Annotated in this window: 24 protein-coding genes, 1 pseudogene and 1 riboswitch; of the genes and pseudogenes, 18 read left to right on the top strand and 7 right to left on the bottom strand. The window is 60.4% G+C overall.

Translation table 11 applies throughout. The annotated features are described in order from the left end of the window. The first annotated feature begins 34 nt into the window (after positions 1 to 34). Positions 35 to 1,939: a molecular chaperone HtpG gene (htpG, locus tag PMI37_RS16950; RefSeq protein WP_008082953.1), complete on the top strand. Its 1,905-nt coding sequence runs from the start codon at positions 35 to 37 to the stop codon at positions 1,937 to 1,939. 68 nt (positions 1,940 to 2,007) lie between these two features. Beyond that, entirely contained in the window at positions 2,008 to 2,736 is a 729-nt protein-coding gene (locus tag PMI37_RS16945) for a dienelactone hydrolase family protein (protein ID WP_008082952.1), read from the top strand. A gap of 158 nt (positions 2,737 to 2,894) precedes the next feature. On the opposite strand, the gene PMI37_RS16940 is transcribed toward PMI37_RS16945, so the two are convergent. Both PMI37_RS16940 and PMI37_RS16935 read right to left on the bottom strand, forming a co-directional pair. Next, entirely contained in the window at positions 2,895 to 3,758 is an 864-nt protein-coding gene (locus tag PMI37_RS16940) for a pirin family protein (RefSeq protein ID WP_008082950.1), read from the bottom strand. A 61-nt stretch (positions 3,759 to 3,819) separates the two neighbouring features. Then, on the bottom strand, positions 3,820 to 4,236 hold the full coding sequence (locus PMI37_RS16935; RefSeq protein WP_008082948.1) for an OsmC family protein: 417 nt from the start codon (positions 4,234 to 4,236) through the stop codon (positions 3,820 to 3,822). A 128-nt stretch (positions 4,237 to 4,364) separates the two neighbouring features. Here PMI37_RS16935 and PMI37_RS16930 point away from each other — a divergent pair, with 128 nt between their 5' ends. From PMI37_RS16930 to PMI37_RS32545, 3 genes and pseudogenes are all read left to right on the top strand, one after another. Further along, entirely contained in the window at positions 4,365 to 5,420 is a 1,056-nt protein-coding gene (locus PMI37_RS16930; RefSeq protein WP_045123176.1) for an amidohydrolase family protein, read from the top strand. A gap of 130 nt (positions 5,421 to 5,550) precedes the next feature. Next, positions 5,551 to 6,321: pseudogene (locus PMI37_RS32550) on the top strand (MCP four helix bundle domain-containing protein); the annotation flags it as partial. Next, positions 6,313 to 7,176, top strand: coding sequence for a methyl-accepting chemotaxis protein (locus PMI37_RS32545; RefSeq protein ID WP_440095798.1), 864 nt, complete (start codon positions 6,313 to 6,315; stop codon positions 7,174 to 7,176). The pseudogene PMI37_RS32550 and the gene PMI37_RS32545, both read left to right, overlap by 9 nt. Before the next feature lie 153 nt (positions 7,177 to 7,329). Here PMI37_RS32545 and PMI37_RS16920 read toward each other — a convergent pair whose 3' ends face one another. The 3 genes from PMI37_RS16920 to purM are packed head-to-tail and all read right to left on the bottom strand — an operon-like array spanning position 7,330 to position 9,760. Next, on the bottom strand, positions 7,330 to 8,043 hold the full coding sequence (locus PMI37_RS16920) for a DUF3108 domain-containing protein (protein ID WP_008082942.1): 714 nt from the start codon (positions 8,041 to 8,043) through the stop codon (positions 7,330 to 7,332). 8 nt (positions 8,044 to 8,051) lie between these two features. Further along, positions 8,052 to 8,702, bottom strand: coding sequence for a phosphoribosylglycinamide formyltransferase (purN, locus tag PMI37_RS16915; RefSeq protein WP_008082939.1), 651 nt, complete (start codon positions 8,700 to 8,702; stop codon positions 8,052 to 8,054). Then, positions 8,702 to 9,760 (bottom strand): phosphoribosylformylglycinamidine cyclo-ligase, encoded by a 1,059-nt coding sequence (purM, locus tag PMI37_RS16910; protein WP_008082936.1) that lies wholly within the window; start codon positions 9,758 to 9,760, stop codon positions 8,702 to 8,704. The genes purN and purM overlap by 1 nt, the downstream gene beginning before the upstream one ends. Before the next feature lie 373 nt (positions 9,761 to 10,133). Between purM and PMI37_RS16905 the strand changes: the two genes are divergently transcribed. The 5 genes from PMI37_RS16905 to PMI37_RS16885 all read left to right on the top strand — a co-directional run bounded on the left by PMI37_RS16905 (position 10,134) and on the right by PMI37_RS16885 (position 14,822). Further along, positions 10,134 to 11,192: a DUF2066 domain-containing protein gene (locus PMI37_RS16905; protein ID WP_008082934.1), complete on the top strand. Its 1,059-nt coding sequence runs from the start codon at positions 10,134 to 10,136 to the stop codon at positions 11,190 to 11,192. Positions 11,193 to 11,226: 34 nt separating this feature from the next. Continuing rightward, the gene (locus PMI37_RS16900; RefSeq protein WP_008082932.1) at positions 11,227 to 12,300 is read left to right on the top strand and encodes an AI-2E family transporter; all 1,074 of its coding nucleotides are present in this window, start codon (positions 11,227 to 11,229) and stop codon (positions 12,298 to 12,300) included. A gap of 216 nt (positions 12,301 to 12,516) precedes the next feature. Beyond that, positions 12,517 to 13,221: a DnaA regulatory inactivator Hda gene (gene hda, locus PMI37_RS16895; protein ID WP_008082931.1), complete on the top strand. Its 705-nt coding sequence runs from the start codon at positions 12,517 to 12,519 to the stop codon at positions 13,219 to 13,221. Between the two features lie 226 nt (positions 13,222 to 13,447). Further along, positions 13,448 to 14,065, top strand: coding sequence for a C40 family peptidase (locus tag PMI37_RS16890; protein ID WP_008082930.1), 618 nt, complete (start codon positions 13,448 to 13,450; stop codon positions 14,063 to 14,065). A 220-nt stretch (positions 14,066 to 14,285) separates the two neighbouring features. Then, entirely contained in the window at positions 14,286 to 14,822 is a 537-nt protein-coding gene (locus PMI37_RS16885) for a C40 family peptidase (RefSeq protein WP_008082929.1), read from the top strand. A gap of 133 nt (positions 14,823 to 14,955) precedes the next feature. On the opposite strand, the gene PMI37_RS16880 is transcribed toward PMI37_RS16885, so the two are convergent. Both PMI37_RS16880 and PMI37_RS16875 read right to left on the bottom strand, forming a co-directional pair. Next, the gene (locus tag PMI37_RS16880) at positions 14,956 to 16,269 is read right to left on the bottom strand and encodes a PQQ-dependent sugar dehydrogenase (RefSeq protein WP_008082928.1); all 1,314 of its coding nucleotides are present in this window, start codon (positions 16,267 to 16,269) and stop codon (positions 14,956 to 14,958) included. Between the two features lie 66 nt (positions 16,270 to 16,335). Next, positions 16,336 to 16,920, bottom strand: coding sequence for a hypothetical protein (locus tag PMI37_RS16875; protein ID WP_008082926.1), 585 nt, complete (start codon positions 16,918 to 16,920; stop codon positions 16,336 to 16,338). A 163-nt stretch (positions 16,921 to 17,083) separates the two neighbouring features. Then, positions 17,084 to 17,313: riboswitch (cobalamin riboswitch) on the top strand. Positions 17,314 to 17,394: 81 nt separating this feature from the next. Here PMI37_RS16875 and cobO point away from each other — a divergent pair. The 8 genes from cobO to cobT form a co-directional block, all read left to right on the top strand. Then, complete coding sequence (cobO, locus tag PMI37_RS16870) at positions 17,395 to 18,006, top strand: cob(I)yrinic acid a,c-diamide adenosyltransferase (protein WP_003223053.1); 612 nt, start codon at positions 17,395 to 17,397, stop codon at positions 18,004 to 18,006. After that, positions 18,003 to 19,403, top strand: a complete 1,401-nt coding sequence (locus PMI37_RS16865) for a cobyrinate a,c-diamide synthase (protein WP_008082924.1) — start codon at positions 18,003 to 18,005, stop codon at positions 19,401 to 19,403. Before cobO ends, PMI37_RS16865 begins: the two co-directional genes overlap by 4 nt. Continuing rightward, positions 19,400 to 20,050: a 5,6-dimethylbenzimidazole synthase gene (gene bluB / locus PMI37_RS16860; protein ID WP_008082922.1), complete on the top strand. Its 651-nt coding sequence runs from the start codon at positions 19,400 to 19,402 to the stop codon at positions 20,048 to 20,050. The genes PMI37_RS16865 and bluB overlap by 4 nt, the downstream gene beginning before the upstream one ends. After that, a complete protein-coding gene (gene cbiB, locus PMI37_RS16855) occupies positions 20,047 to 20,955 on the top strand; it encodes an adenosylcobinamide-phosphate synthase CbiB (RefSeq protein ID WP_008082920.1) in 909 nt (302 codons plus the stop codon). Before bluB ends, cbiB begins: the two co-directional genes overlap by 4 nt. After that, a complete protein-coding gene (gene cobD, locus PMI37_RS16850; RefSeq protein WP_008082918.1) occupies positions 20,948 to 21,940 on the top strand; it encodes a threonine-phosphate decarboxylase CobD in 993 nt (330 codons plus the stop codon). The genes cbiB and cobD overlap by 8 nt, the downstream gene beginning before the upstream one ends. Further along, positions 21,937 to 23,388, top strand: a complete 1,452-nt coding sequence (locus tag PMI37_RS16845) for a cobyric acid synthase (RefSeq protein WP_008082902.1) — start codon at positions 21,937 to 21,939, stop codon at positions 23,386 to 23,388. Before cobD ends, PMI37_RS16845 begins: the two co-directional genes overlap by 4 nt. A gap of 122 nt (positions 23,389 to 23,510) precedes the next feature. After that, positions 23,511 to 24,032, top strand: a complete 522-nt coding sequence (cobU, locus tag PMI37_RS16840) for a bifunctional adenosylcobinamide kinase/adenosylcobinamide-phosphate guanylyltransferase (protein ID WP_008082901.1) — start codon at positions 23,511 to 23,513, stop codon at positions 24,030 to 24,032. Then, positions 24,029 to 24,965 (top strand): nicotinate-nucleotide--dimethylbenzimidazole phosphoribosyltransferase (gene cobT / locus PMI37_RS16835; RefSeq protein ID WP_008082900.1); only part of this gene is annotated, 937 nt, incomplete at its 3' end. The genes cobU and cobT, both read left to right, overlap by 4 nt.

Raw genomic sequence — 24,965 nt, 5'->3', positions numbered from 1 at the left:
GCGGCCACTGCCATCTGATTGGAGTTTGATGACCATGAGTGTGGAAACTCAAAAGGAAACCCTGGGCTTCCAGACCGAGGTAAAGCAGCTGCTGCACCTCATGATCCATTCGCTGTATTCCAACAAGGAAATTTTCCTTCGCGAATTGATCTCGAACGCCTCTGACGCTGTCGACAAGCTGCGCTTCGAAGCCCTGGCCAAGCCAGAGTTGCTCGAAGGTGGCGCTGATCTGAAAATCCGTGTGAGCTTCGACAAAGACGCCAAGACCGTCACCCTCGAAGACAACGGTATCGGCATGAACCGTGATGATGTGATCACCCACCTGGGTACCATCGCCAAATCCGGCACTGCCGATTTCATGAAAAACCTCTCGGGCGATCAGAAGAAAGATTCGCATTTGATCGGCCAGTTCGGCGTGGGTTTCTACTCGGCGTTCATCGTGGCCGACCAGGTTGACGTATACAGCCGTCGCGCCGGCACTCCAGCCAGCGAAGGCGTGCACTGGTCGTCGAAAGGCGAGGGCGAGTTCGAAGTCGCCACCATCGACAAGCCAGAGCGCGGCACCCGTATCGTTCTGCACCTCAAAGCCGCTGAAGACGAATTCGCCGATGGCTGGCGTCTGCGCAACATCATCAAGAAGTACTCCGATCACATCGCATTGCCGATCGAGCTGCCGAAAGAGGTCGCACCTGCTGAAGGTGAAGAGGCGCCGGCCGCTGAATGGGAAACCGTCAACCGCGCCAGCGCTCTGTGGACTCGTCCGCGCACTGAAGTGAAGGACGAGGAATACCAGGAGTTCTACAAGCACATCGCCCACGACTTTGAAAATCCGCTGGCCTGGAGCCACAACAAAGTCGAAGGCAAGCTCGAATACAGCTCGCTGCTGTACGTGCCGGCCCGCGCACCGTTCGACCTGTACCAGCGTGAAGCGCCGAAAGGCCTGAAGCTGTACGTGCAACGCGTGTTCGTCATGGATCAGGCCGAGTCCTTCCTGCCGCTGTACCTGCGCTTCATCAAAGGCGTGGTCGATTCCAACGACCTGTCGCTGAACGTGTCGCGTGAGATTCTGCAGAAAGACCCGATCATCGATTCGATGAAGACCGCGCTGACCAAGCGCGTGCTCGACATGCTGGAAAAACTGGCGAAAAACGAGCCTGAGCAATACAAAGGCTTCTGGAAGAACTTCGGCCAGGTCATGAAAGAAGGACCGGCAGAAGACTTCGCCAACAAAGAGAAAATTGCCGGTCTGCTGCGTTTCGCATCGACCAATGGCGACGACGGCGAGCAGATCGTTGGTCTGGCCGACTACCTGGCCCGCGCCAAGGAAGGTCAGGACAAGATCTACTACCTCACCGGCGAAACCTACGCGCAGGTCAAGAACAGCCCGCACCTGGAAGTCTTCCGCAAGAAAGGCATCGAAGTGCTGCTGCTGACCGACCGCATCGACGAGTGGCTGATGAGCTACCTCAGCGAGTTCGACGGCAAGACCTTTGTCGACGTGGCACGCGGTGACCTCGATCTGGGCAACCTGGACTCGGAAGAGGACAAGAAAGCTGCAGAAGAAGTCGCCAAGTCCAAAGAAGGTCTGGTTGAGCGTCTGAAAACCGCGCTGGGCGATTCCGTGGCGGAAGTCCGCGTATCCCATCGTCTGACCGATTCGCCGGCCATTCTGGCCATCGGCGAGCAGGACCTGGGTCTGCAAATGCGTCAGATCCTCGAAGCCAGCGGGCAGAAGGTGCCGGATTCGAAGCCGATCTTCGAATTCAACCCAAGCCACCCGCTGATCGAGAAACTCGACGGCGAGCAGAGCGAAGAGCGTTTTGGCGACCTGTCGCACATCCTCTTCGATCAGGCAGCCCTGGCTGCCGGCGACAGCTTGAAGGATCCGGCCGCTTATGTGCGCCGCCTGAACAAGCTGCTGGTTGAACTGTCGGTTTAACCAAGTTGCAGAAAAACCCGCTTCGGCGGGTTTTTTCATTCTGGTGTTTAACAAATCAGGAGTCAGAAATGAGCCAAGTCACTGTACGTTCCGTGGTCTATCAGATCGACGGCCAGCCTTATGAAGGTCGTTTGGCGTTCGACGCCGAGCACAAAGGCGCGCTTCCGGGTTTGTTGATGGCGCCGAACTGGATGGGCGTCAGCGCCGGTGCCGAAGAGATCGCCAAATCGGTGGCGGCCAAGGGCTACGTGGTGTTGATCGCAGACGTTTACGGTCAAGCTGTGCGTCCGCAAAACGCTGATCAGGCTGGCGCGGCGATGATGCCGTTGAAGGACGACCGTGCGTTGCTGCGCACGCGTATGCAGGCGGCGTTCGAGCAGTTGCAGAAGCAGGGCGAAGCGGCGGTCGATACGTCGAAACTGGCGGTGTTCGGGTTCTGCTTCGGCGGTTGCTGTGCACTGGATCTGGCGCGCACCGGTGCGCCGGTGAAGGCGGCGGTGTCGTTCCATGGCACGCTGGATTCGCCGAATCCGGCTGACGCGCAGAACATCAAGGGCGCGGTGCTGGTGTTGCACGGTGCTTCCGACCCGTTGGTGCCGAAGGAACAACTGCCGGCGTTTGAAGACGAGATGAACGCGGCGAAAGTCGATTGGCAACTGCTGAGCTACGGCGGTGCAGTGCACTCGTTTACCGATCCGCATGCCAATGTGCCCGGCAAGATGATGTACGACGCGAAGACCGCCAAGCGCGCCTTCAAGTCGATGCATGATTTGCTGGATGAAGTGTTCAAGGGCTGATTCAGTTGTCAGGCACTGACTTGGTTAGTGCCTGACAGGGCCCCATCGCTGGCAAGCCAGCTCCCACAGGTTTCGAGTCGTTTGCAAAATTTGTGTTAGACGAAAAAACTTGTGGGAGCTGGCTTGCCAGCGATGACTGACTCACAGGCGACACAGCACTACGGTAATTCAATCCGCTCAATTTCCCCCGGCACCGTCGGCCAATCGCCGGCCGCCCATTTACGCCGCGCTTCATCGATCGCCGCCGGATCGCTCGCGACAAAATTCCAGTTGATTCGCCGAGGCCCGTCCAGCGGTGCGCCGCCAAACACCACCGCGTGTACATCGCTCTCGGCAAACAGGCTCATCTCTTCCCCAGCCGGCAACACCACCAACGCATATGGCTCAATCGCTTGGCCATTCAACTGCGCATCCCCGCTCAACACATACACCGCCCGCTCTTCGTGCTCGGTCGGGATCAGCAGGGTGGTCGCCGTTTGCATCTGCACTTCGGCATACAGCGTAGGAGAAAGCACCGGCACCGGTGATTCCAGGCAAAAGCCTGACCCGGCAATCATGCGGATCTGTACGCCAAGGTTATCGCTGACCGGCAAGGTCGCCGCCGGGTGATGGCTGTAATGCCCCGGGCCTTGCTCGTGATCCTTGGGCGAGGCCAGCCAGATTTGCAAGCCGTGCATCGTGAAGCTCTGCTCCCACAACGGCTCCGGCGTGCGCTCGACATGAGCAATCGCACTGCCGGCGGTCATCCAGCTGACATCGCCAGCACCGACAACCTGGTCGGAGCCGAGGCTGTCCTTGTGCTGGAGCTGGCCTTCAAACAGATACGTAAGCGTCGACAGACCGATGTGCGGGTGTTGTCGGATGTTCATGCCTTTGCCCGTCGGATAAACCGTCTCGAGCATGTGATCGAAAAACACGAAAGGCCCGACGCTGCGGCATTTGGCTGACGGCAACGGGCGCAGAATCGGCTGGCCTTCGACGTCTTCGGCGCGCGGGCGGATGATCAGGGGTTGCGTGTCCATGGTGCATTCCAGGCTGAGCGGGTGATGCCAGAAGCATAACCCGCCGCTGGCATGAGGAGGATTACTGGCTGTCGAAGCCTTGCGGGGCGTGGGTTTCGATCGTCACTTCGCTCGTGGTCATCAGTTTGTGGATCGGGCAACGGTCGGCGACACGCAGCAGTTCCTCGCGCTGGGCGTCGGTGAGCACGCCTTTGAGGGTGAGGGTGACGTGCAGGACATATTTGCCTTTCTGCTCCTCACTGTTGTCGCGTTTGACGTCGACCCCGACGCCGGTCAGCGGGATGTCTTTCTTCTTCGCGTACATCTTCAGGGTCAGCGCCTTGCAGGCACCGAGGGCGGCGTCGAAGTAATCGTGCGGCTCAGGCGCCGAGCCTTCGCCGCCGGCGGATTTCGGCACATCGGCAAATAATTCATGGTCATCGATCTGGACGGTGTGACGAAAACCTTCGGCAGAGACGGTATTGACGGTAACAGTCATGGGAACCTCACAGGCAGTAGGAAAAGTCGTTCGATCAAACAAGACCTTGCAGTTATAGAGCATTCCCACCGGCGCGCGTTCCACTTTCCTGCAGGATGAACCCTTGTTGTCAGGGCGCGGTCTAGGCTATGCCTACTTCCTGGAGATTACTTGTGTCCCTGTATCGTTTGAGTCTTGCCTGCTTTCTGCTGCTTGCCGGCAACGCCAGTGCCCGCGAATACAGCTACAGCGACGCGCACCTGCATTACGTGGATTTTTTCCAGGAAAGCGCGGGCATGGCGAAACTGCTGACGGCCATGCAGGACGGTTCTGTCGAACATGTGATGATTTCCGGTATTCCGGTGGCGAAGAAGTGGCACGAAGACGAACCCAAACGTCCGCGTTATTACGCCGGCGATGATGCTGATGCCTATTGGTACAGCGCGACTGACGTGATCGTTGCCGATGCGGTGCAGAAACTGCCAGCCGAGAAACGTCCCTACTTTCATCCGTTTCTGTCGGGCTTCAATCCCAATGACAAGAACTCCGCCGCGCACATTCAGCGCATGCTCGAGATGTATCCGGGCGTGTGGCAGGGCATCGGTGAGGTGTTTACCCGGCATGACGACCTCACGGCGCTGACCGCCGGCGACACGCCGCGCGCCAATAACGAGGCCATGACCAGGATCTATCATCTGGCCGCGGAGAACGATCTGCCGGTGATGCTGCATTCCAATATCACCTCCAAGCGTGAGAAAAATCCGCTGTACTTGAAGGAAGTTGAGGAGCCGCTGCGCAATCACCCGCACACGCGGTTTATCTGGGCGCACGCGGGCACCAGCGCAGAAATCCATCGGCATCAGACGCAGCTGCCGTTCCTGCTGCCGACCCTGACGCGCATGCTCGAGGCGTACCCCAATCTGTTTATTGATTTGTCGTGGAGCATGCTCACGCCGTATCTGCTGGACGAGCAGGGCAAACCGCGCCCGGAATGGCTGGCGTTGGTCGAGAAGTACCCAGAGCGCTTCATGCTTGGCTCGGACGTCGTAGGGCGTTTCAACAAGCTCGGTCAGGAAATGCACAGCTTCGATCCGTTCCTTGATGCGCTGCCAGAAGGCGTTGCGCACAAAGTCGCGCGGGACAACTTCCTGGCGATCTTGCCGCGAACGGTGCTCATGTCCGGCAAAACCCCGCTGAATCGTTAATGCCCACCGTTTGAAGGATCAAGGCCTTTTGATATCGCCTTTTCGTCTTACGCAATTTTTCGCCGGGCCGATACCTTCTTAAGCAACCAGCTGCAGGGTTGATGCAGCGCTTTTGGAAGGAACCAGAGCAATGAGTATCCGTAGTCTCAATATTGCCCCGCGCGCCGGCCTCGGTTTTGGCCTGTTGGCGCTGATGGTCTTTGCCCTCGGGGCGTTCGCGTTATTGCAAATGTCGAACATGCGCGCGCAGTCCGATGAGGTCGACAACAACTGGCTACCGAGCGTGATGGCGGTCGGTGAGATGAGCCAGGACATGCTGCGCCTGCGTGCGCTGACCATGCGCCTGCTGCTTAATCGCGATCCGCAGGCGCTTGAGCAGAATGTCACCAAGCTCAACGAGCTGCGTGGCGTGCTCAGTGAGGCCCAGCAGCGTTATGACGTGCTGATCGTATTGCCCGAAGAGCGCAAGCTGTTCGACCGCTTCAAGCTCGCCGAGCACCAATATCTGGAGCTTCAGGCGCAGGTCATGCAGTTGTCTGCGCAGAATCGAGTGGAGGAGGCGGCGACCATCCTTAATGGCCAGATGAGTCCCTTGGCCGATGAAATCGCCGTCATCCTGCGCGAGCTGGTTGAGATGAACAAGCACAACGCCAATCTCGCCACTGAAGCGGCGCGGCTGGTGTTCATCAATTCACGGGTTTGGGTCGGGGTAATGATCGGCGTCACCGCGCTGATCACCATCGGCCTGGCGCTGCTGCTGACCCGCAGCATTGTGCTGCCGCTGGCGCAATCGTTGGGCGTCGCCGAAGTGGTCGCCGGTGGCGATCTGACGGGCGATATCAATATCAGCGGCAAGGACGAGCCGGCGCGCCTGTTACAGGCGCTGAAGAGCATGCAGCACAACCTGCGCGACACGATTCGGCAAATCTCCGAGTCGTCCAGCCAATTGGCCTCAGCCTCTGAAGAATTGAGCTGCGTCACGGAAGACGCCACGCGGGGGTTGCATCAGCAAAGTCTGGAAATCGAACAGGCGGCCACGGCGGTCAATCAGATGACAGCCGCAGTGGAAGAGGTAGCCAGCAATGCGGTGGCCACCTCTGAAGCCTCGCGTGAATCCGATCGCATCGCCCAGCATGGCCGCGAACAGGTGCATCAAACGGTGTTGTCCATCGAATCGCTGGCCGATGATGTGACGGCCAATGCGAACCAGGTTGAGGATCTGGCGCAGAAGGTCTACAGCATCAGCAAAGTCCTGGAGGTGATTCGTTCGATTGCCGAGCAGACCAATCTTCTGGCGCTGAATGCTGCGATTGAGGCGGCGCGGGCCGGTGACGCGGGGCGAGGCTTTGCGGTGGTGGCGGATGAGGTGCGGGCGTTGGCCCATCGCACGCAGCAATCGACTCAAGAGATTGAACAGATGATCGGCGGGATTCAGCAAGGCACTGATTCCGCGGTCAGTTCGATGCAGCAAAGCAATGTGCGGGCGCGTTCGACGCTGGAACTGGCCAAAGCGGCAGGCGTGGCGCTGGAGGAGATTGCTTCGGCGTTTACCCTGATCAACGAGCGCAACCTGGTCATCGCCAGCGCTTCGGAGGAGCAGGCGGCGGTGGCGCGGGAGGTGGACCGCAACCTGATGAATATTCGTGATCTGGCGATGCAGACGTCGGCGGGGGCCAATCAGACCAGTGCGGCGAGTCAGGAGTTGTCGCGGCTGGCGGTAGACCTGAACAGCATGGTCGCCAAATTCTCCGTCTGAAATTACCCCTGTAGGAGCTGTCGAGTGAAACGAGGCTGCGATCTTTAGATGTTGATTTTAAAGATCAGGATCAAAAGATCGCAGCGTGCCGCAGCTCCTGCAGGGGCACAAAAAAGCCCCGCATTTCGCGGGGCTCTTTGTTCTTGCGATGGATCAGCTGCCTTTAACGGTTTTGCCGTTGACCGTGCCGTCCTGGAGCATGATGTTGTACTCCTTGCCGTCGGTTTCAACCTGTTGCAGGCGAACCAGCAGGTAATCCCAATCCTTGGCGAACCAGAGGACGGTGATGCGCTTGCTTTGTGTCGGGTCGCGTACGCGCTCGACCTTGATCGCGTCGATCTGGCCAGCCTTGGTCTCGACCTTTTCCGAACCCAGCACGCGGAAGTCATAGGTATCGACTTCGCCGTCATCGACCACTTGATAGCTCATGGTCTTTTTGCCGGCAGCCACGTCATGTTGCAGCGCCAGTTGATAGGTGGACTTGTCGACCATGCCACGGTTCAGCGGGATTTTCACCGCGTCGCCACGGTCGGTGCCGGTGACCATCTTGCTGTTCCAGTCGAAATCCAGATCAGCCTTTTTGGCTTTGCCCAGGCCGCCACGTTCGAAGTGGTAGGACTGCGGCAGCAGGGTGTCTTTGTCCAGGGTCAGGGTGCTTTCTTCACTCAGGCTGGCGATCATCATCGAGGCCTTGAAGCTGAGTTTCCAGACGCCGTTGGCTTCCTTGGTCAGGCTGCGTTCAGCGGTGCCGCTCATGGGCAACTGCTTCCAGTCGGCGGTGTAGCTGGCGGAGAACGGTTGAAGTTCTGCAGCCTGCGCGAAAGGCAGGGTGAGCAGAGCGCAAGCGAAGAGCAGGGCGCGACGCATAATATCTCCTAGTGTCGAATCAAGTGGCCGCTGGCCGCGAGTAACTGGCCATCCAGTAAAGCACCGTGTTCACCGAGTGTCAGTCTGCCTTCGGCAAACCAGCGTACCGCCATCGGATAGATCAGGTGTTCCTGAACGTGAACTCGCTGCGCGAGACTTTGCGGCGTGTCGTGCAACTCTACCGGTAATACTGCCTGTACGACCAGTGGTCCGCCATCGAGTTCCTCGGTGACGAAGTGGACGGAGCAGCCGTGCTCGGTGTCGCCGGCTTCCAGCGCGCGCTGATGAGTGTGTAACCCTTTGTATTTGGGCAGCAGCGACGGGTGAATGTTGAGCAGGCGACCCTGGTAGTGGCGAACGAAGTCAGCGCTGAGAATGCGCATGAAGCCGGCCAGTACCACGAGTTTCGGATTGAATTCGTCGATCAGTTCGATCAGAGCAGCATCGAAGGCCTCGCGACCTTCGAATGCCTTGTGATCCAGCGAGCGGGTGGCAATACCCGCATCACTGGCGCGCTGCAGGCCGTAGGCGTCGGCGCGGTTGGAAATCACCGCAGCGATGCGAACCGGGCTGTCGCCGGTCCGCGTGCTGTCGATCAAGGCCTGCAAGTTACTGCCGGTGCCGGACAACAGCACCACGACATCACAGGTTGCGGACATTAATGAGCCTTAAGGTTCTGCAGATCAACCTGAGCTGCGCCTTCGGCGGCAGCAGCGATCTGACCGATCACCCAAGGCTGTTCGCCGGCGTCACGCAGGGTGTTCAGCGCAACTTCTACGTGCTCTTGAGCCACGCAGATGACCATGCCGACGCCGCAGTTGAGCACGCGGTGCATCTCGGTTTCGTCAACGTTGCCTTTTTCCTGCAGCCAGTCGAACACGGCCGGGCGAGTCCAGCTAGCCACGTCAACCACGGCTTGAGCGCCTTTTGGCAGCACGCGCGGGATGTTGTCGAGCAGGCCGCCGCCGGTGATGTGGGCCATGGCTTTGACCGCGCCGGTGTCTTTGATCAGCTTGAGCAGCGGCTTCACGTAGATGCGGGTCGGGGCCATCAGCAGGTCGGTCAGCGGTTTGCCGTCGAGCTGGATGTTTTCGATGTCGGCACCGGAGACTTCGATGATCTTGCGGATCAGCGAGTAGCCGTTCGAGTGCGGGCCGGACGATGGCAGGGCGATCAGTGCGTCACCGGTGGCAACTTTCGAGCCGTCGATGATTTCAGCTTTTTCCACGACGCCGACGCAGAAGCCGGCCAGGTCGTAGTCTTCGCCTTCGTACATGCCAGGCATTTCAGCGGTTTCGCCGCCGACCAGCGAGCAACCCGACAGTTCGCAGCCAGCGCCGATACCGGTTACCACTTGGGTCGCGGTCTCGACGTTCAGTTTGCCGGTGGCGTAGTAGTCGAGGAAGAACAGCGGCTCAGCGCCGCAAACGACCAGGTCGTTGACGCACATGGCGACCAGGTCGATGCCGATGCTGTCGTGCTTGTTCAGGTTCAGCGCCAGACGCAGCTTGGTGCCAACGCCGTCGGTGCCGGAAACCAGCACTGGCTGCTTGTAGCCGGCCGGGATTTCGCAGAGGGCGCCGAAACCGCCCAGGCCGCCCATGACTTCCGGGCGCGCAGTGCGCTTGGCGACGCTCTTGATGCGTTCGACCAATGCTTCACCGGCGTCGATGTCTACACCGGCGTCCTTGTAGCTCAGGGAGGGTTGCTTGCTCATGATCCAGGCCTTTAGGGGAGGGGATTCAGGGGTAACGACCGAGTTCAGCGGGAACATCGAAATCGAGGGGGCGAGTGCCTCACGCGAGTTTCGAGGTGCCCGGCTGTTGCCGGTCTGCGAAGGCGCGCGATTTTATCAGGCTTGAGGGGCAGCGGCCATCCTCGCACCGACGGGCAGGGCCATATCCGCAGAAATTTTTTGCAATTGAGGCGTATGACTGCCTGTATAAGGTGTGGCGATTAACCGTCTATCGTTATCACTGTGCAAAAACTTATCGCCGCCGTGTGAATGTTTTGCAACGGCCGAGGGTCACAGCCTTGCTTAACCGGTTCATGCGGCCTGTTCCAGCCGCTCCTGTCGACGGGAATTCTCCATGCGTTTTTGTAAATTATTGTTTGTCGGTTGTTTGTCATTGATCAGCCTGGCGAGTCACGCCGAAAACCTCAAAGGCCTTTATCAGGTGCGCGAGCCGGTCAATGGCCAGGCGCCGCAAGAGCGTGATCGCGCTACGCAAGCGGCGCTTGACACGCTGGTGTTGCGCCTGACCGGCGATCCGAAGGCCCCGCAGAACCCGGGGCTGGCGGCGATTCGCAAGGATCCGCAGCAAATCATCAGTCAGTTCGGTTTTGATGCCGGGCCGCCGGAGGTGCTGAAGGTCGATTTCGATCCGGCGACCACCGAGCAGGCGCTGCGTCGCGCCGGCTTGTCGTTGTGGGGCGCCAGTCGGCCGTCGATTCTGAGTTGGTGGCTGAACGATTCGGCTGAGGGTTCAAGCCTGGTCGGTGACGGCCAGGCCGCTGCTGCGCCGTTGCGTACAGCCGCGCAACATCGCGGTTTGCCGCTGCGTCTGCCACTGGCGGACCTCAGTGAACAACTGGTCGCCACTGCGCCAGCGCTGGAAGGCACCGACGCGGCACCGTTGCGCGGCGCCTCCGAGCGGTACAACGCGGATGCCTTGCTGGCGGTGCATGCGCGCGAAGACGGCGGGCAGTGGCAAGCCAAATGGCACTTGTGGCTGGGCGATCAAAAAGAAGCCGGCAGCGTCCAGGGCGCCGATCAGGCTGCCGTGGCCGACGCGGTGATGCTCGCGGTGGCTGAACGCCTGGCACCACGGTTTGTTGCCAAGCCTGGTGCTTCGGGTCAACAGACCCTGGAAGTGCAGGGCATGAATCTTGAGCATTACGCAACGCTGTTGCGGTTACTCGAACCGTTTGGCGTGCGTCTGCAAAGTGTTGACGGCGATCGTATCGTTTATCAGGTCAATGGCAGCGCCGATCAAATGCGCGCGCAATTGTCGCTGGCAAAGTTGCAGGAACTGCCTGCCGAAGCCCCGGTTCCGGTAGCAGCGCCTCAGCCGGCGGTGGCAGGTGCCGCGCCGGTCGCGGTGCCTGCCCCGACACCGGCGGCGCCGTCGTTGCGGTTTCGCTGGTAAGTCTTTCCTTATATAGAAGCAACAGGAGTGGTACATGGCCGATACGCGGCGTTGGTTCTGGCTCGGTGGGGTAATCCTGCTTTGCGCGTTTGTATGGTTGCTGCACCCGATCCTCACGCCGTTCCTGGTGGCGCTGTTGCTGGCGTATCTGTTCGATCCGCTGGTGGATCGGCTGGAGCGGCTCGGTTTGTCGCGAACCTGGGGCGTGATCTCGGTATTTGCCTTGTTCACCCTGATCGTCACGGCACTGTTGCTGGTGTTGGTGCCGATGCTCGCCAAGCAGCTAGTGCGTTTGTACGAGCTGGCGCCGCAGATGCTCGACTGGCTGCAGCACACCGCACTGCCGTGGGCGCAGGCGAAGCTGGGGCTGTCGGACGGCTTCTGGAAATTCGACAAGGTCAAGGCTGCCATCAGCGAACACATGGGGCAGACCACCGACATCGTCAGTGTGGTGCTGAGCCAGGCGACGGCGTCGAGCCTTGCACTGATTGGCTGGTTGGCCAATCTGGTGCTGATCCCGGTGGTGAGTTTTTACTTGCTGCGCGACTGGGACGTGATGATGGCGAAGATCCGCAGCCTGTTGCCGCGTGATCGTGAAGAGCGCGTGGTTGCACTGGCGGGTGAGTGTCATGAAGTGCTGGGCGCATTCGTGCGCGGACAGTTGCTGGTGATGCTGGCGCTGGGCGTGATTTATGCGGCGGGCTTGATGATCGTCGGTCTGGAACTGGGGCTGTTGATCGGTTTGATCGCAGGTCTCGCGGCGATCGTGCCGTACATGGGCTTCGTCATTGGCATTGGCGCGGCGCTGATTGCCGGGCTGTTCCAGTTCGGTGGTGATTTGTATCCGATGATCGGGATTGTCGCGGTGTTCATGGTCGGTCAGGCGCTGGAAGGCATGGTGCTGACGCCGTTGCTGGTCGGTGACCGCATCGGTCTGCACCCGGTCGCGGTGATTTTCGCGATTCTGGCGGGTGGCGAACTGTTCGGGTTCACCGGGGTGCTGCTGGCGCTGCCGGTAGCGGCGGTGATCATGGTGCTGGTGCGCCATGTCCACGACTTGTACAAGGATTCCGAAATTTATAGTGGTGTCGACGAACCGGAGTTGTAATACCGGCGGGCGGCCCGGTGGAAGCCGGGTTGGCCCGTGTCTTGCGGGCAATGCTGGCAAGACACCGTCAGAGAATCTGTCATAAAACCAGCGTGTTAACGCAAACCTTTGATTTTGCTTGGACTCTGTCGCATTGTGCGCTCAGCTTCACGGGTATAAACTTCGCAAACTTTACACAGAGGCCACTAACGGTTCCTTGAGAACTGTTCAGTCAGCATGAAACCGATTCAGCTGCCCCTAGGTGTGCGTCTGCGTGACGACGCCACCTTCATCAACTACTACCCAGGCGCCAATGCCGCTGCACTCGGCTATGTCGAGCGCCTATGCGAAGCCGACGCCGGGTGGACAGAAAGCCTGATCTATCTGTGGGGCAAGCACGGCGTAGGGCGTACGCATCTGTTGCAGGCGGCTTGCCTGCGTTTTGAGCAGATGGGTGAGCCGGCAGTCTATCTGCCGTTGGCGGAGTTGATGGATCGCGGTGTCGAAATCCTCGACAACCTTGAACAGTACGAACTGGTTTGCCTGGATGATCTGCAGGTGATTGCCGGCAAGGCTGATTGGGAAGAGGCGATGTTTCATCTGTTCAACCGCTTGCGTGACAGCGGTCGCCGCCTGCTCATCGCGGCCTCCACCTCGCCGCGTGAACTGCCGGTCAAACTGGCCGACTTGAAGTCGCGGCTGACCATGGCGCTGATTTTCCAGATGCGCCCACTCTCCGACGAAGATAAATTGCGTGCCTTGCAATTGCGCGCATCGCGTCGCGGTTTGCACCTGACCGATGAGGTCGGGCATTTTATTTTGACCCGTGGTACGCGCAGCATGAGTGCGCTGTTTGACCTGCTCGAGCAGCTTGATCAGGCCTCTCTGCAGGCGCAACGCAAGCTGACCATCCCCTTCCTCAAAGAAACCCTCGGCTGGTAGTCATCCCTTTTATTCCGGGGCTCTCAGCGGCGTTCGGCATATTTCAGGCGCCAGAAAATCCGCTTTCCTGCACGGTGTGCAGGCCGCGTATCGACTCAAATGGGCTTAAGCGCTTAGATGTAAACGAGAAACCGAGAAGTCACAAAAAGATCGATTGAATTTGCAAATGAGGCTGATAGCGGGCATAGTCTCGGCTTCTTTACAACTATCAACCACGGTCGTGCCCATGCTAAAGCGCTTCGCACCCCTCGTGCCTCTCGCATTTGTCACCCTGTTGTTCGGTTGCGCTGCTCATTCTCCAGTTCAAGAGCAGCCTCAACAGGTTAAAAATTCTGCCACGGCCCAGTCTTCCGTTATTTACCAGGAAGAACTGGACACCGAAAAAGAACTCAACGAATTCAACGGCAAGAAGCCTTATCAGCTTCCTGTTCTGGCTGACAGCATCCTCGAACGCGGCATGTCCCTGATCGGTACCCGTTACCGTTTCGGCGGTACCTCCGAAGCCGGTTTCGATTGCAGCGGTTTCATCGGTTACCTGTTCCGCGAAGAAGCCGGCATGAACCTGCCACGCTCCACTCGCGAAATGATCAACGTGGATGCGCCGCTGGTCTCGCGCAGCAACCTTGAGCCGGGCGATCTGCTGTTCTTCGCCACCAACGGTCGTCGCGGTCGTGTCAGTCACGCCGGGATCTACCTGGGTGACAACCAGTTCATCCATTCCAGCAGTCGTCGCAGCGGCGGTGTTCGCATCGACAGCCTGGGTGACAGCTACTGGAACAAGACCTTCATCGAAGCCAAGCGCGCACTCGCGATGGCCCCGACCGTGGTCACCGCTCGCAAGTAATTCCCGCGTTGTCGCTGCGTTCGCAGCGGCAAAATGGCTTCCGGCAACGGAGTAGACCTAGACTTTACAAGGTGAAGTTAAAGTCTTACTTGAAGTTTGCCGCGTAGCCGCTAGAATCCTGTATCTATATTGATGGCAAACCGCCTGCGTGCTCCGCAGGCGGTTTTGTTTTCTGTCCATCCGGCAGAGAAAGCCGCAGCCAGATCAGGATGTTCTGCTTATGACGATGTCGGCCCGCCTCACATTGATGCTCTGTGCAGCGCTGCTCAGCGCCTGCGCCAGTCGCACACCGCCGCCTGCGCCGGTAGTTCGCGCGCCGGTCGTGTTCGGCCCCTCTCAATCATTCTCGCCGGCTGCTGAAGACGTGCTGTTTCGCGCGCTTGGCCTGGTTGGTACGCCTTATCGTTGGGGCGGCAACACGCCGGATTCGGGTTTTGATTGCAGTGGTTTGATCGGTTTTGTTTACCGCGACGCAGCCGGTATCTCCCTGCCGCGTTCGACGCGTGAGCTGATCGTGATGCAGGCACCGAATGTCGGCAAGGAAGGCTTGCAGACCGGCGACCTGATCTTCTTCGCCACCAATGGCGGCTCGCAGGTCAGTCATGCGGGGATTTACGTTGGTGAAGGGCGCTTCGTGCATGCGCCAGCAACGGGCGGCACGGTGAAGCTGGACAGCCTGTCGAAGGCGTATTGGCAGAAGGCCTATCTGAGCGCCAAGCGCGTATTGCAACCTGAACATTTGGCGCACAACCCATAATCCAACTGCACACAATCCCCTGTAGGAGTGAGCCTGCTCGCGATGACGTTCATTCAGTCAAAAATGATGTCGACTGATACGACGCTATCGCGAGCAGGCTCACTCCTACATTTGTTTTGGGGCAGGCGCTAAATTATTTGGCAGAAGTTACTCGCCAAACCTTGTCGCCGACATCATCCGCCACCAACAAGCCACCTTGCTGGTCGATCACCACGCCCACCGGGCGCCCCATCGCGTTTTCGTCCTTGTCGAGGAACCCGGTCAGCACGTCGACCGGTTTGCCGCTCGGCTTGCCGCCGGTAAACGGCACAAAAATCACCTTGTAGCCACTGTGCGGTTTACGGTTCCACGAGCCGTGCTGGCCGATGAACGCGCCTTCCTTGAACTGCGCTGGCAAGGTGTTGCCTTCGGCGAAGCTCAGGCCGAGCGATGCGGTGTGCGGGCCGACCGCGTAATCCGGGGCGATGGCCTTGGCCACCAGATCCAGATTCTGTGGCGACACTCGAACGTCGACGTGCTGCCCGTAATAACTGAACGGCCAGCCGTAGAAACCGCCGTCCTTCACTGAAGTGATGTAATCCGGCACCAGGTCGCTGCCGATCTCGTCACGCTCGTTGACCGCTGTCCACAGTGCGCCGCTGGTAGGCTCCCAAGCCAGGCCGTTGGGGTTGCGAATGCCCGAAGCGAAAATCCGGTGATTGCCGGTCGCCCGGTCGACTTCCCAGATCGCCGCGCGGCCTTCTTCTTTATCCAGGCCGTTCTCGCCGACGTTACTGTTCGAGCCCACAGTGACGTAGAGCTTGCTACCGTCCTTGCTGGCAATCACGTTTTTGGTCCAGTGATGATTCAGCGTGCCGCCCGGCAGATCGGTCACTTTGATTGGCTGCGACTTGATCTCGGTCGCGCCGGGTTCGTAGTGAAAGCGCAACAGGCGATCGGTATCAGCGACATACAAATCATTGCCGACCAGGGTCATGCCAAAGGGCGAATTGAGGTTCTGCAAAAACACCGTGCGCGTCTCGGCCACGCCATCGTGGTCGGCGTCGCGCAGCAGGGTGATGCGGTTCGGGCTCGGCACGCCGGCCCCAGCCTTGCCCATGACTTTCTTCATGACCCAGCCACGAACGCCGCTGCTGTCGTCGGGTTTCGGCGGGGCATTGGTTTCCGCCACCAGCACATCACCGTTGGGCAGCACGTAGAGCCAGCGCGGATGATCGAGGCCTTCGGCAAATGCCGCGACTTGAGTGCCGGCCGCCGCCGTCGGTTTGCCGCCCTCGGGCCAGCCGATCGCCGGGGCGATGTTCACCGTCGGGATCAGGGTCTTGTTCGGTTCGGGCAATTTCGGCGACGGGCCGGTGCCGTCAGTGACTTGCAGGCTGGAGGATTCACCGCAGGCGGCGAGCCCTCCGGCGAGGGCGATGACGAAAACGAGCTGGGGCTTGCGCATTGCTGATCTTCCCTATGAATGCATTCCTAATCATAGAGGAGGGCGCAAGCCCGATGGTTCAACTGCTCAGCCGCGGGCTTCCTTGAACAGCACGGCAATGCCGGGATGATAATTGCCGGCTTCGCTGCGCAATTTGCGGTAGGCGTAGGGGAAATACCAGGCGACCGCGCAGGTGTGTTCCTTTTGCAGGTCGTCGACCATGTCTTGCAGCTCTTCGGGGCTGGCGCTGTGCTGGGCTTTTTGCGGGGCGACAAACAGGCAGCCGAGCTTGAGGTCGCTGGCAAAGCTGATGCGTTTGGCATCGTTGGTAATGTCGAGCAGGGCTTGGGTCAGGTTGAGGTTGGTGACCCGTGGCCAGCGCTGCGTAGCCTGAATGTAAGCGCGATCTTCGGCGCTGGCAATGAACAGGTCGGCGCGGGCATTGCGCTCACCTTCTTCATTCTGTTTGCGCGTGGGCGTGTCGTTCAGGGTGACCAGCTCGGCCATCCACGCCGCTGCCGAGAGCAGGCCGAGATTGGCTTTCTCGTCATGCCAGTACGGTGTGTCGCTGTCGCCGCGTACGGCGTTAAAGCGGTCGATACAGTCAAACCAGCGTTCAAGCAGCGGGCGCAGGAATTCCAGGCGCGGGTTGCTGATGATCATGCCTTGCATCGTCATCATCCTTATTCTTGTGATGGGCTTTTTCGGGAAAAGCATGGCTCTTTGATATCATTTGTATCAGTGTGGCACAAGATTGGCGCCAGATAATTGATCGACGGCAGTTATTCGCCCGATGGCCGCCTCTTTAATTGACGCTCCACCCCCAACCCTCTAACCTTCGCGGCTTGTTTCAGGTGCTCTGTGACCCACGTCGACAGAGTGAAACAGGGAAGCCGGTGAGGGTTGTCTTCAGGTGAAGAACAATCACGATCCCGGCGCTGCCCCCGCAACGGTAAATGAGTAAAAGCTGCGCCTTGAGCCACTGCCTCGACAGAAGCGGGAAGGCGCGCAGCCAGGCCAACGCCGCTCATGAGCCCGGAGACCGGCCTGATCCATCCAGCGGCATCACGGTGGGCGATGCCAGGCTTTTTGCCGTCTATTCTTGTGCCTGCCCGCCGTTATCCAGCCCCAACGGAGAGCTCCCCCATGACTGATTCCCCCGAGCGCGACGAACGCCATCTGGCGCGTATGCAGCGCAAAAAAGCCGTGATCGACGAACGCATCGCCAACTCGCCCGACGAGTGCGGCCTGGTGCTGGTGCTGACCGGCAATGGCAAAGGCAAGAGCAGCTCGGCGTTCGGCATGCTCGCCCGCGCCATGGGGCACGGCATGCAGTGCGGCGTGGTGCAGTTCATCAAGGGGCGTAACAGCACCGGCGAAGAGTTGTTCTTCCGCCGCTTCCCCGAGCAAGTGCGCTTCCATGTCATGGGCGAGGGCTTCACCTGGGAAACCCAGGATCGCCAGCGCGACATCGCTGCAGCCGAAGCGGCATGGGCGGTTTCCCGTGAGCTGCTGCGTGATCCGTCGATCGGCCTGGTGGTGCTCGATGAACTGAACATCGCCCTCAAACACGGCTACCTCGATCTCGATCAGGTGCTCAGCGATCTGCAGGCGCGTCCGCCGATGCAGCACGTGATCGTCACCGGTCGCGCGGCCAAGCCGGAAATGATCGAGATGGGCGACACGGTCACCGAAATGGGCATGCTCAAACACGCCTTCCAGGCCGGCATCAAAGCGCAGAAAGGTGTCGAACTTTGAATCAGCCACGTCACTGCCCGGCGGTACTCATCGCCGCGCCGGCTTCCGGTCAGGGCAAGACCACCGTCACCGCTGCGCTCGCCCGTTTGCATCGCAATCAGGGGCGCAAAGTGCGCGTGTTCAAATGCGGCCCGGACTTCCTTGATCCGATGATTCTCGAGCGTGCCAGCGGTGCGCCGGTGTATCAACTGGACATGTGGATGGTCGGCGAGCAGGAGAGTCGTCGGCTGTTGTGGGAAGCCGCTGCCGAGGCGGATCTGATTCTGATCGAAGGCGTGATGGGCCTGTTTGACGGTACGCCCTCGAGCGCGGATCTGGCGCGGCATTTTGGTGTGCCGGTGCTCGGGGTGATCGACGGCACGGCGATGGCGCAGACCTTTGGTGCACTGGCGCTGGGACTGGCCAAGTATCAGCCGGATCTGCCATTTGCCGGGGTTTTGGCCAACCGGGTTGGCACGTTGCGTCATGCGCAATTGCTGGAAGGCAGCCTTACCGAAGGTCTGCGTTGGTACGGCGCATTGTCCCGCGAGACCGGCATTGAATTGCCGAGTCGGCATCTGGGGCTGGTCCAGGCCAGCGAACTGAATGACCTCGATGTGCGTCTCGACGCCGCTGCCGATGCACTGGCCAGCAGCTGCGAGGTAGCGCTGCCACCGGCCGTGGAATTTGCCGCGCCGGACGTCGTCGCTGTTGAGCCGCTGCTGAAGAATGTGCGCATTGCCGTTGCACGTGATGAGGCGTTTGCCTTCACCTATGGCGCGAGTCTCGATCTGTTGCGCGCGATGGGCGCCGAGCTGAGTTTCTTCTCGCCGATTCGCGATACGCAATTGCCGGAGGCGGACAGTCTGTACCTGCCAGGCGGTTATCCGGAATTGCACCATGTTGCGTTGTCGCAGAACACCTCGATGGTTGCGGCGATCCGTGCGCACCATGCGGCGGGCAAACCGTTGCTCGCTGAGTGTGGCGGGATGCTGTATTTGCTCGATTCGTTGACGGATGTTGAAGGCACTCGCGCTGAGCTGGTTGGGCTGCTCAAGGGCGACGCGGTGATGCAGAAGCGTCTGGCGGCGTTGGCGTTGCAGGCGGTGGATCTGCCGGAAGGTTCGTTGCGTGGGCACACTTATCATCATTCGCTGACCACCACCGAGCTGACGCCGATTGCTCGAGGGCTGAGCCCGAATGGTGGGCGCGGCGCCGAGGCGGTTTATCGGGATGGGCGGATGACGGCTTCTTATGTGCACTTCTATTTTCCGTCGAATCCTGCGGCTGTCGCTGCACTGTTTGCGCCTGGCCTCCAGGCCGCCATCGCTGGCAAGCCAGCTCCCACAGTGGACGGTGAGCTTCCTGAAGAAATGCAATCCCTTGTGGGAGCTGGCTTGCCAGCGATGGGGCCATGACCGACAACGCATTCTCCGAAGCCGAGCGCCAGGCGGTCTATAAAGCCATCGCCGAACGCCGCGACATGCGCCACTTCATCGGTGGGGCGGTTGAGCCCGAGTTGCTGCGCCGACTTCTGGAGGCCGCGCATCAGGCCCCAAGCGTCGGCCTGATGCAGCCCTGGCGCTTCATTCGCATCAGCGACCGAACGTTACGCGGCCAGATCCAGAATCTCGTCGAAGAAGAGCGCATCCGCACCGCTGAAGCCCTCGGCGAGCGCAGTGACGAGTTCATGAAACTCAAGGTCGAAGGCATCAACGACTGCGCTGAAGTGCTGGTCGCCGCGCTGATGGATGATCGCGACAAGCACATTTTCGGGCGCCGCACGCTGCCGGAAATGGACATGGCCTCGTTGTCCTGCGCGATTCAAAACCTCTGGCTGGCCTCGCGCGCCGAAGGCTTGGGCATGGGCTGGGTCTCGCTGTTCGAGCCACAGGCACTCGCCGATCTGCTGAAATTGCCGGCAGGCGCCAAACCCCTGGCTGTTTTGTGCCTGGGCCCGGTCAAGGAATTCTATCCTGCGCCGATGCTGGTACTCGAAGGGTGGGCGCAGGCGCGGCCGCTCAATGAGTTGCTGTATGAAAATTATTGGGGAGTGAGTCAATGAGTGTGGCGTTGTTGAGTGTCGCCGCAGTGGCGCTGGATGCGCTGCTCGGTGAACCGAAACGCTTTCATCCGCTGGTGGCGTTCGGCAATTTTGCCGGGCGCATCGAGCAACGTTTCAACGGCGGTGGTCGTGGCTGGCGCAGCCATGGCGTCACCGCGTGGGTGATCGCGGTGCTGCCGCTGACGTTGCTTGCCACGGCCTTATCATGGGCGCCGTACGTGGGTTGGGTGGTCGAAATTCTCGCGTTGTATTGCGCCCTCGGCATGCGCAGCCTCGGCGAGCATGTCGCCCCGGTGGCCGCAGCGTTGCGCGCGGATGATCTGGACGAAGCGCGCAAGCGAGTCGGCTATCTGGTCAGTCGCCAGACCGATGAACTCGACAGCACCGCCGTCGCCCGCGCCGCCACCGAATCAGTGCTGGAAAACGGCAGTGATGCGGTGTTTGCCGCGCTGTTCTGGTTTGTTGTCGCCGGTGCGCCGGGCGTAGTGCTCTATCGCTTGAGCAACACGCTCGATGCGATGTGGGGTTATCGCAACGAGCGCTTTGAGCGTTTCGGCTGGGCCGCAGCGAAAATCGACGACGTGCTCAACTACATTCCTGCGCGTCTGGTGGCGTTGACCTACGCGCTACTGGGCAAAACCCGACTCGCCTTGAAGTGCTGGCGTACGCAGGCGCCAAAGTGGGACAGCCCCAACGCCGGCCCGGTGATGGCGTCTGGCGCAGGAGCCCTGGGTGTTGAATTGGGTGGCCCGGCGATTTACCACGGCGAACTGCATGAGCGTCCGCAACTTGGCGAAGGCGCTCCGGCCGATGCCGATTCCATCGACCGTGGCTGGCAATTGGTCCAGCGCGGGGTATGGTTATGGCTGCTGATTCTCTGCGTGGGGGCTGAATTCTATGCTTGAGCACGGTGGCCGACTGCGTAAGGCGGCGCACGATTACGGCATCGCCGAGGCGGACTGGCTCGACCTGTCCAGCGGTCTCGCGCCGTGGCCATTTCCGATCCCGGAAATCCCGCTGCGTGCCTGGGCGCGCTTGCCGGAAACCGATGACGGTCTGGAGCAGGCCGCGTGTGATTACTACGGCGCGACGCAAGTGCTGCCGGTCGCCGGTTCGCAGATGGCCATCCAGTTGCTGCCGCGTTTACGTCGCGCCGGCAAGGTCGGCGTGTTGTCGCCGTGCTATGCCGAGCATGCCGAAGCTTGGCGCCGCAGTGGCTATATCGTGCGTGAAGTGCTGGAACAGGAAGTCGAGTTTTTCCTCGACAGCCTCGACGTGCTGGTGGTGGTCAATCCGAATAACCCAACCGGCCTGAGCCTGACCCCGGCGCGGCTGCTCGACTGGCATGCGCGACTGGCGCAGCGCGGCGGTTGGCTGGTGGTTGATGAGGCGTTCATGGACAACACGCCGCACCTGAGCCTGGCGGCGCATGCGCATCAGGTCGGGCTGATCGTGCTGCGATCGTTCGGCAAGTTTTTTGGCTTGGCCGGGGTGCGGCTGGGCTTTGTACTGGCCGAGCGCAAGTTACTCAAGTTGCTCGCCGAGCAGGTCGGGCCGTGGGCGGTCAGCGGGCCGACGCGGGTGCTCGGGCAAGCGTGTCTGCAAGACACTGAAGGCCACACACGCCAGCGGATTCGCAGCGAAGAAGCGAGCGAACGGCTGGCCGCACTGCTTGAACGCTACGGCTTCAAACCGCAGGGCGGCTGCGCGTTGTTTCAGTGGCTGGTCACTGATAAGGCGCCAGCGCTGCACGAATTCATGGCCCGACGCGGCATCCTCCTGCGCATCTTCACCCATAACAGCAGCCTGCGTTTCGGCCTGCCTGCTGATGCGGCCGAGGAAGCGCGACTCGAACAGGCGTTAATCGCCTTCGCCAAGGACAATCCATGACCACCTTGATGGTGCAGGGCACCACTTCCGACGCCGGTAAAAGCACGCTGGTGACCGCACTGTGCCGCTGGGCAACCCGTCAGGGCGTCGCGGTGGTGCCGTTCAAGCCGCAGAACATGGCGCTCAACAGCGCGGTAACGGCAGACGGCGGCGAGATCGGTCGTGCGCAAGCGGTGCAGGCGCAAGCGGCGTTCCTCGAACCGCACACCGACATGAATCCGGTGCTGCTCAAGCCGAACAGCGACACCGGCGCCCAAGTGATCATTCACGGTCGCGCGGTGACGTCGATGAATGCCGTGGCCTATCACGACTACAAAGCCATCGCGATGAAAGCTGTTCTGGTTTCTCACGAGCGGCTCAGTGCTGCGTATCCACTGGTGATGGTCGAGGGCGCAGGCTCGCCGGCCGAGATCAATCTGCGCGCTGGCGACATCGCCAACATGGGCTTTGCCGAAGCGGTGGATTGCCCGGTGCTGCTGATTGCCGACATCAATCGCGGCGGGGTTTTCGCTCATCTGGTCGGCACGCTGGAGCTGCTCTCGCCGAGTGAACAGGCGCGAGTCAAAGGCTTCATCATCAACCGTTTTCGCGGCGACATTGCCTTGCTGCAACCGGGCCTTGATTGGTTGGAACAGCGCACCGGTAAACCGGTGGTGGGCGTGCTGCCGTACGTGATGGATCTGCATCTGGAAGCCGAGGACGGCATCGATCAGCGCCAGACCGACAAGGCCGAACAAGTGCTGAAAGTGGTGGTGCCGGTGCTGCCGCGCATCAGCAACCACACCGATTTTGATCCGCTGCGTCTGCATCCGCAGGTCGACCTGCAATTTGTCGGGCCGGGGCAGGCGATTCCGGCTGCCGATCTGATCATTCTGCCGGGCTCGAAAAGCGTGCGCAGCGATCTCGCCTATTTGCGCGCCAATGGTTGGGACACAGCGATCAATCGGCATTTGCGCTACGGCGGCAAAGTGCTTGGGATTTGTGGTGGTCTGCAGATGCTCGGTGAGCAGGTGCATGATCCGCTCGGTCTTGAAGGCGCGCCCGGTTCGAGTGCCGGTTTGGCTTTGCTGGCGTTTCAAACGACGCTTGAGGCCGACAAGCAATTGCGCAATGTGCGTGGGCGTTTGGCGCTTGAAAATGCCGAGGTCAGTGGTTACGAAATTCATGCTGGCGTGACGACCGGGGCGGCGCTGGAGAATGCGGCGGTGCATCTGGATGATGGTCGTTGCGACGGTGCACAGAGTGTTGATGGGCAGGTATTCGGCACGTATCTGCATGGCTTGTTCGAGTCACCGGCGGCGAGTGCGGCGTTGTTGCGTTGGGCCGGGTTGAACGATGTGCAGGATGTGGATTACCACGGGTTGCGCGAGCGCGATATCGAGCGCTTGGCGGATCTGGTGGAGAAGCATCTGGATACCGATCTGTTGCGTCAGCTCTGTGGGATTTGAGGTGGGTTCAATGGCCTCATCGCGAGCAGGCTCACTCCTACAGTTGACCGCGTTCCCTTGTAGGAGTGAGCCTGCTCGCGATAGCGCCAGTCGTCTCAACCCATAATTTTCAGGATGTCCCCATGCTCCAACTGATCCTCGGCGGCGCCCGCTCCGGCAAAAGCCGCCTGGCAGAAAAACTCGCCAGCGACAGCAATCTTGCCGTTACTTACATCGCCACCAGCCAACCGCTCGATGGCGAGATGAGCGAGCGCGTCGCCCATCATCGCGCCCGTCGTCCAGCCGAGTGGGCACTGATCGAAGAACCCCTCGAACTGGCTCGCGTCCTGCGTGAGTCGGCCGGCGCCGAGCGTTGCCTGCTGGTCGATTGCCTGACGCTGTGGCTGACCAATTTGCTGATGCTCGACGACGCCGAACGCCTCATCGCCGAGCGCGAAGCTTTGCTGGACTGCCTGGCTTCGTTGCCGGGGGAAATCATTTTTGTCAGCAACGAGACCGGAATGGGTGTCGTGCCGCTGGGCGAATTGACTCGCCGCTACGTCGATGAAGCCGGTTGGCTGCATCAAGCTCTGGCTGAGCGCTGTCAGCGTGTCGTGCTGACCGTCGCCGGCCTGCCCCTGACTCTGAAAGGACCTGCGTTATGACTCAAACCTGGTGGCTGAACCCGTGCCAACCGCTGAATGCCGACGTGCTTGCACAAGCGGCAGCGCGCCAGCAGCAACTGACCAAACCGGCCGGTTCGCTCGGTCGCCTGGAATCGGTGGCGGTGCAACTGGCCGGGCTGCAAGGTCTGGTCAAGCCGACGCTGGAACAGGTCTGGATCGCGATTTTTGCCGGTGATCACGGCGTGGTCGCTGAAGGCGTTTCGGCGTTCCCGCAGGAAGTTACCGGGCAGATGCTGCTCAATTTCGTCAGCGGTGGCGCGGCGATCAGCGTGCTCGCGCGGCAACTTGGCGCGCAACTGGAAGTGGTCGATCTGGGCACCGTGACGCCGACGCTGAACCTGCCAGGCGTACGTCACTTGAACATCGGTCCCGGCACTGCGAATTTCGTCGACGGCGCGGCGATGACCCAAGCCCAGGGCGAACTGGCGTTGCAAGCCGGTCGTGACAGCGTGTTGCGCGCCAAAGCGGCGGGTGCGCAGTTGTTCATCGGCGGCGAAATGGGCATTGGCAACACCACCGCAGCCAGTGCGCTGGCGTGCGCGCTACTCGATTGCCCGGTGACACACCTGACCGGCCCGGGGACAGGTTTGAACGCTGAAGGCGTCAGCCACAAAGCGCAAGTGATCGAGCGTGCCCTGGCGCTGCATGCGGCGCAGCGCGGTGATGCGTTGCAGACGCTGTTCAACCTCGGTGGTTTCGAAATTGCCGCGCTGGTCGGTGCTTATCTGGCCTGTGCGCAGGAAGGCGTGGCGGTGCTCGTCGACGGCTTCATCTGCACGGTCGCGGCGCTGGTCGCGGTGCGTTTGAATCCGGCGTGCCGCGAGTGGCTGTTGTTCGGTCATCGTGGCGCCGAGCCGGGGCATCGGCATGTGCTCGAAGCCCTCGGCGCCGAGCCGTTGCTGGAACTTGGTC

This window comes from Pseudomonas sp. GM80 (genome assembly GCF_000282515.1).
Classification (GTDB): Bacteria; Pseudomonadota; Gammaproteobacteria; order Pseudomonadales; family Pseudomonadaceae; genus Aquipseudomonas.
Note: the sequence above shows the minus strand (reverse complement) of the source record. Positions and strands in the feature narration are given on the sequence as shown.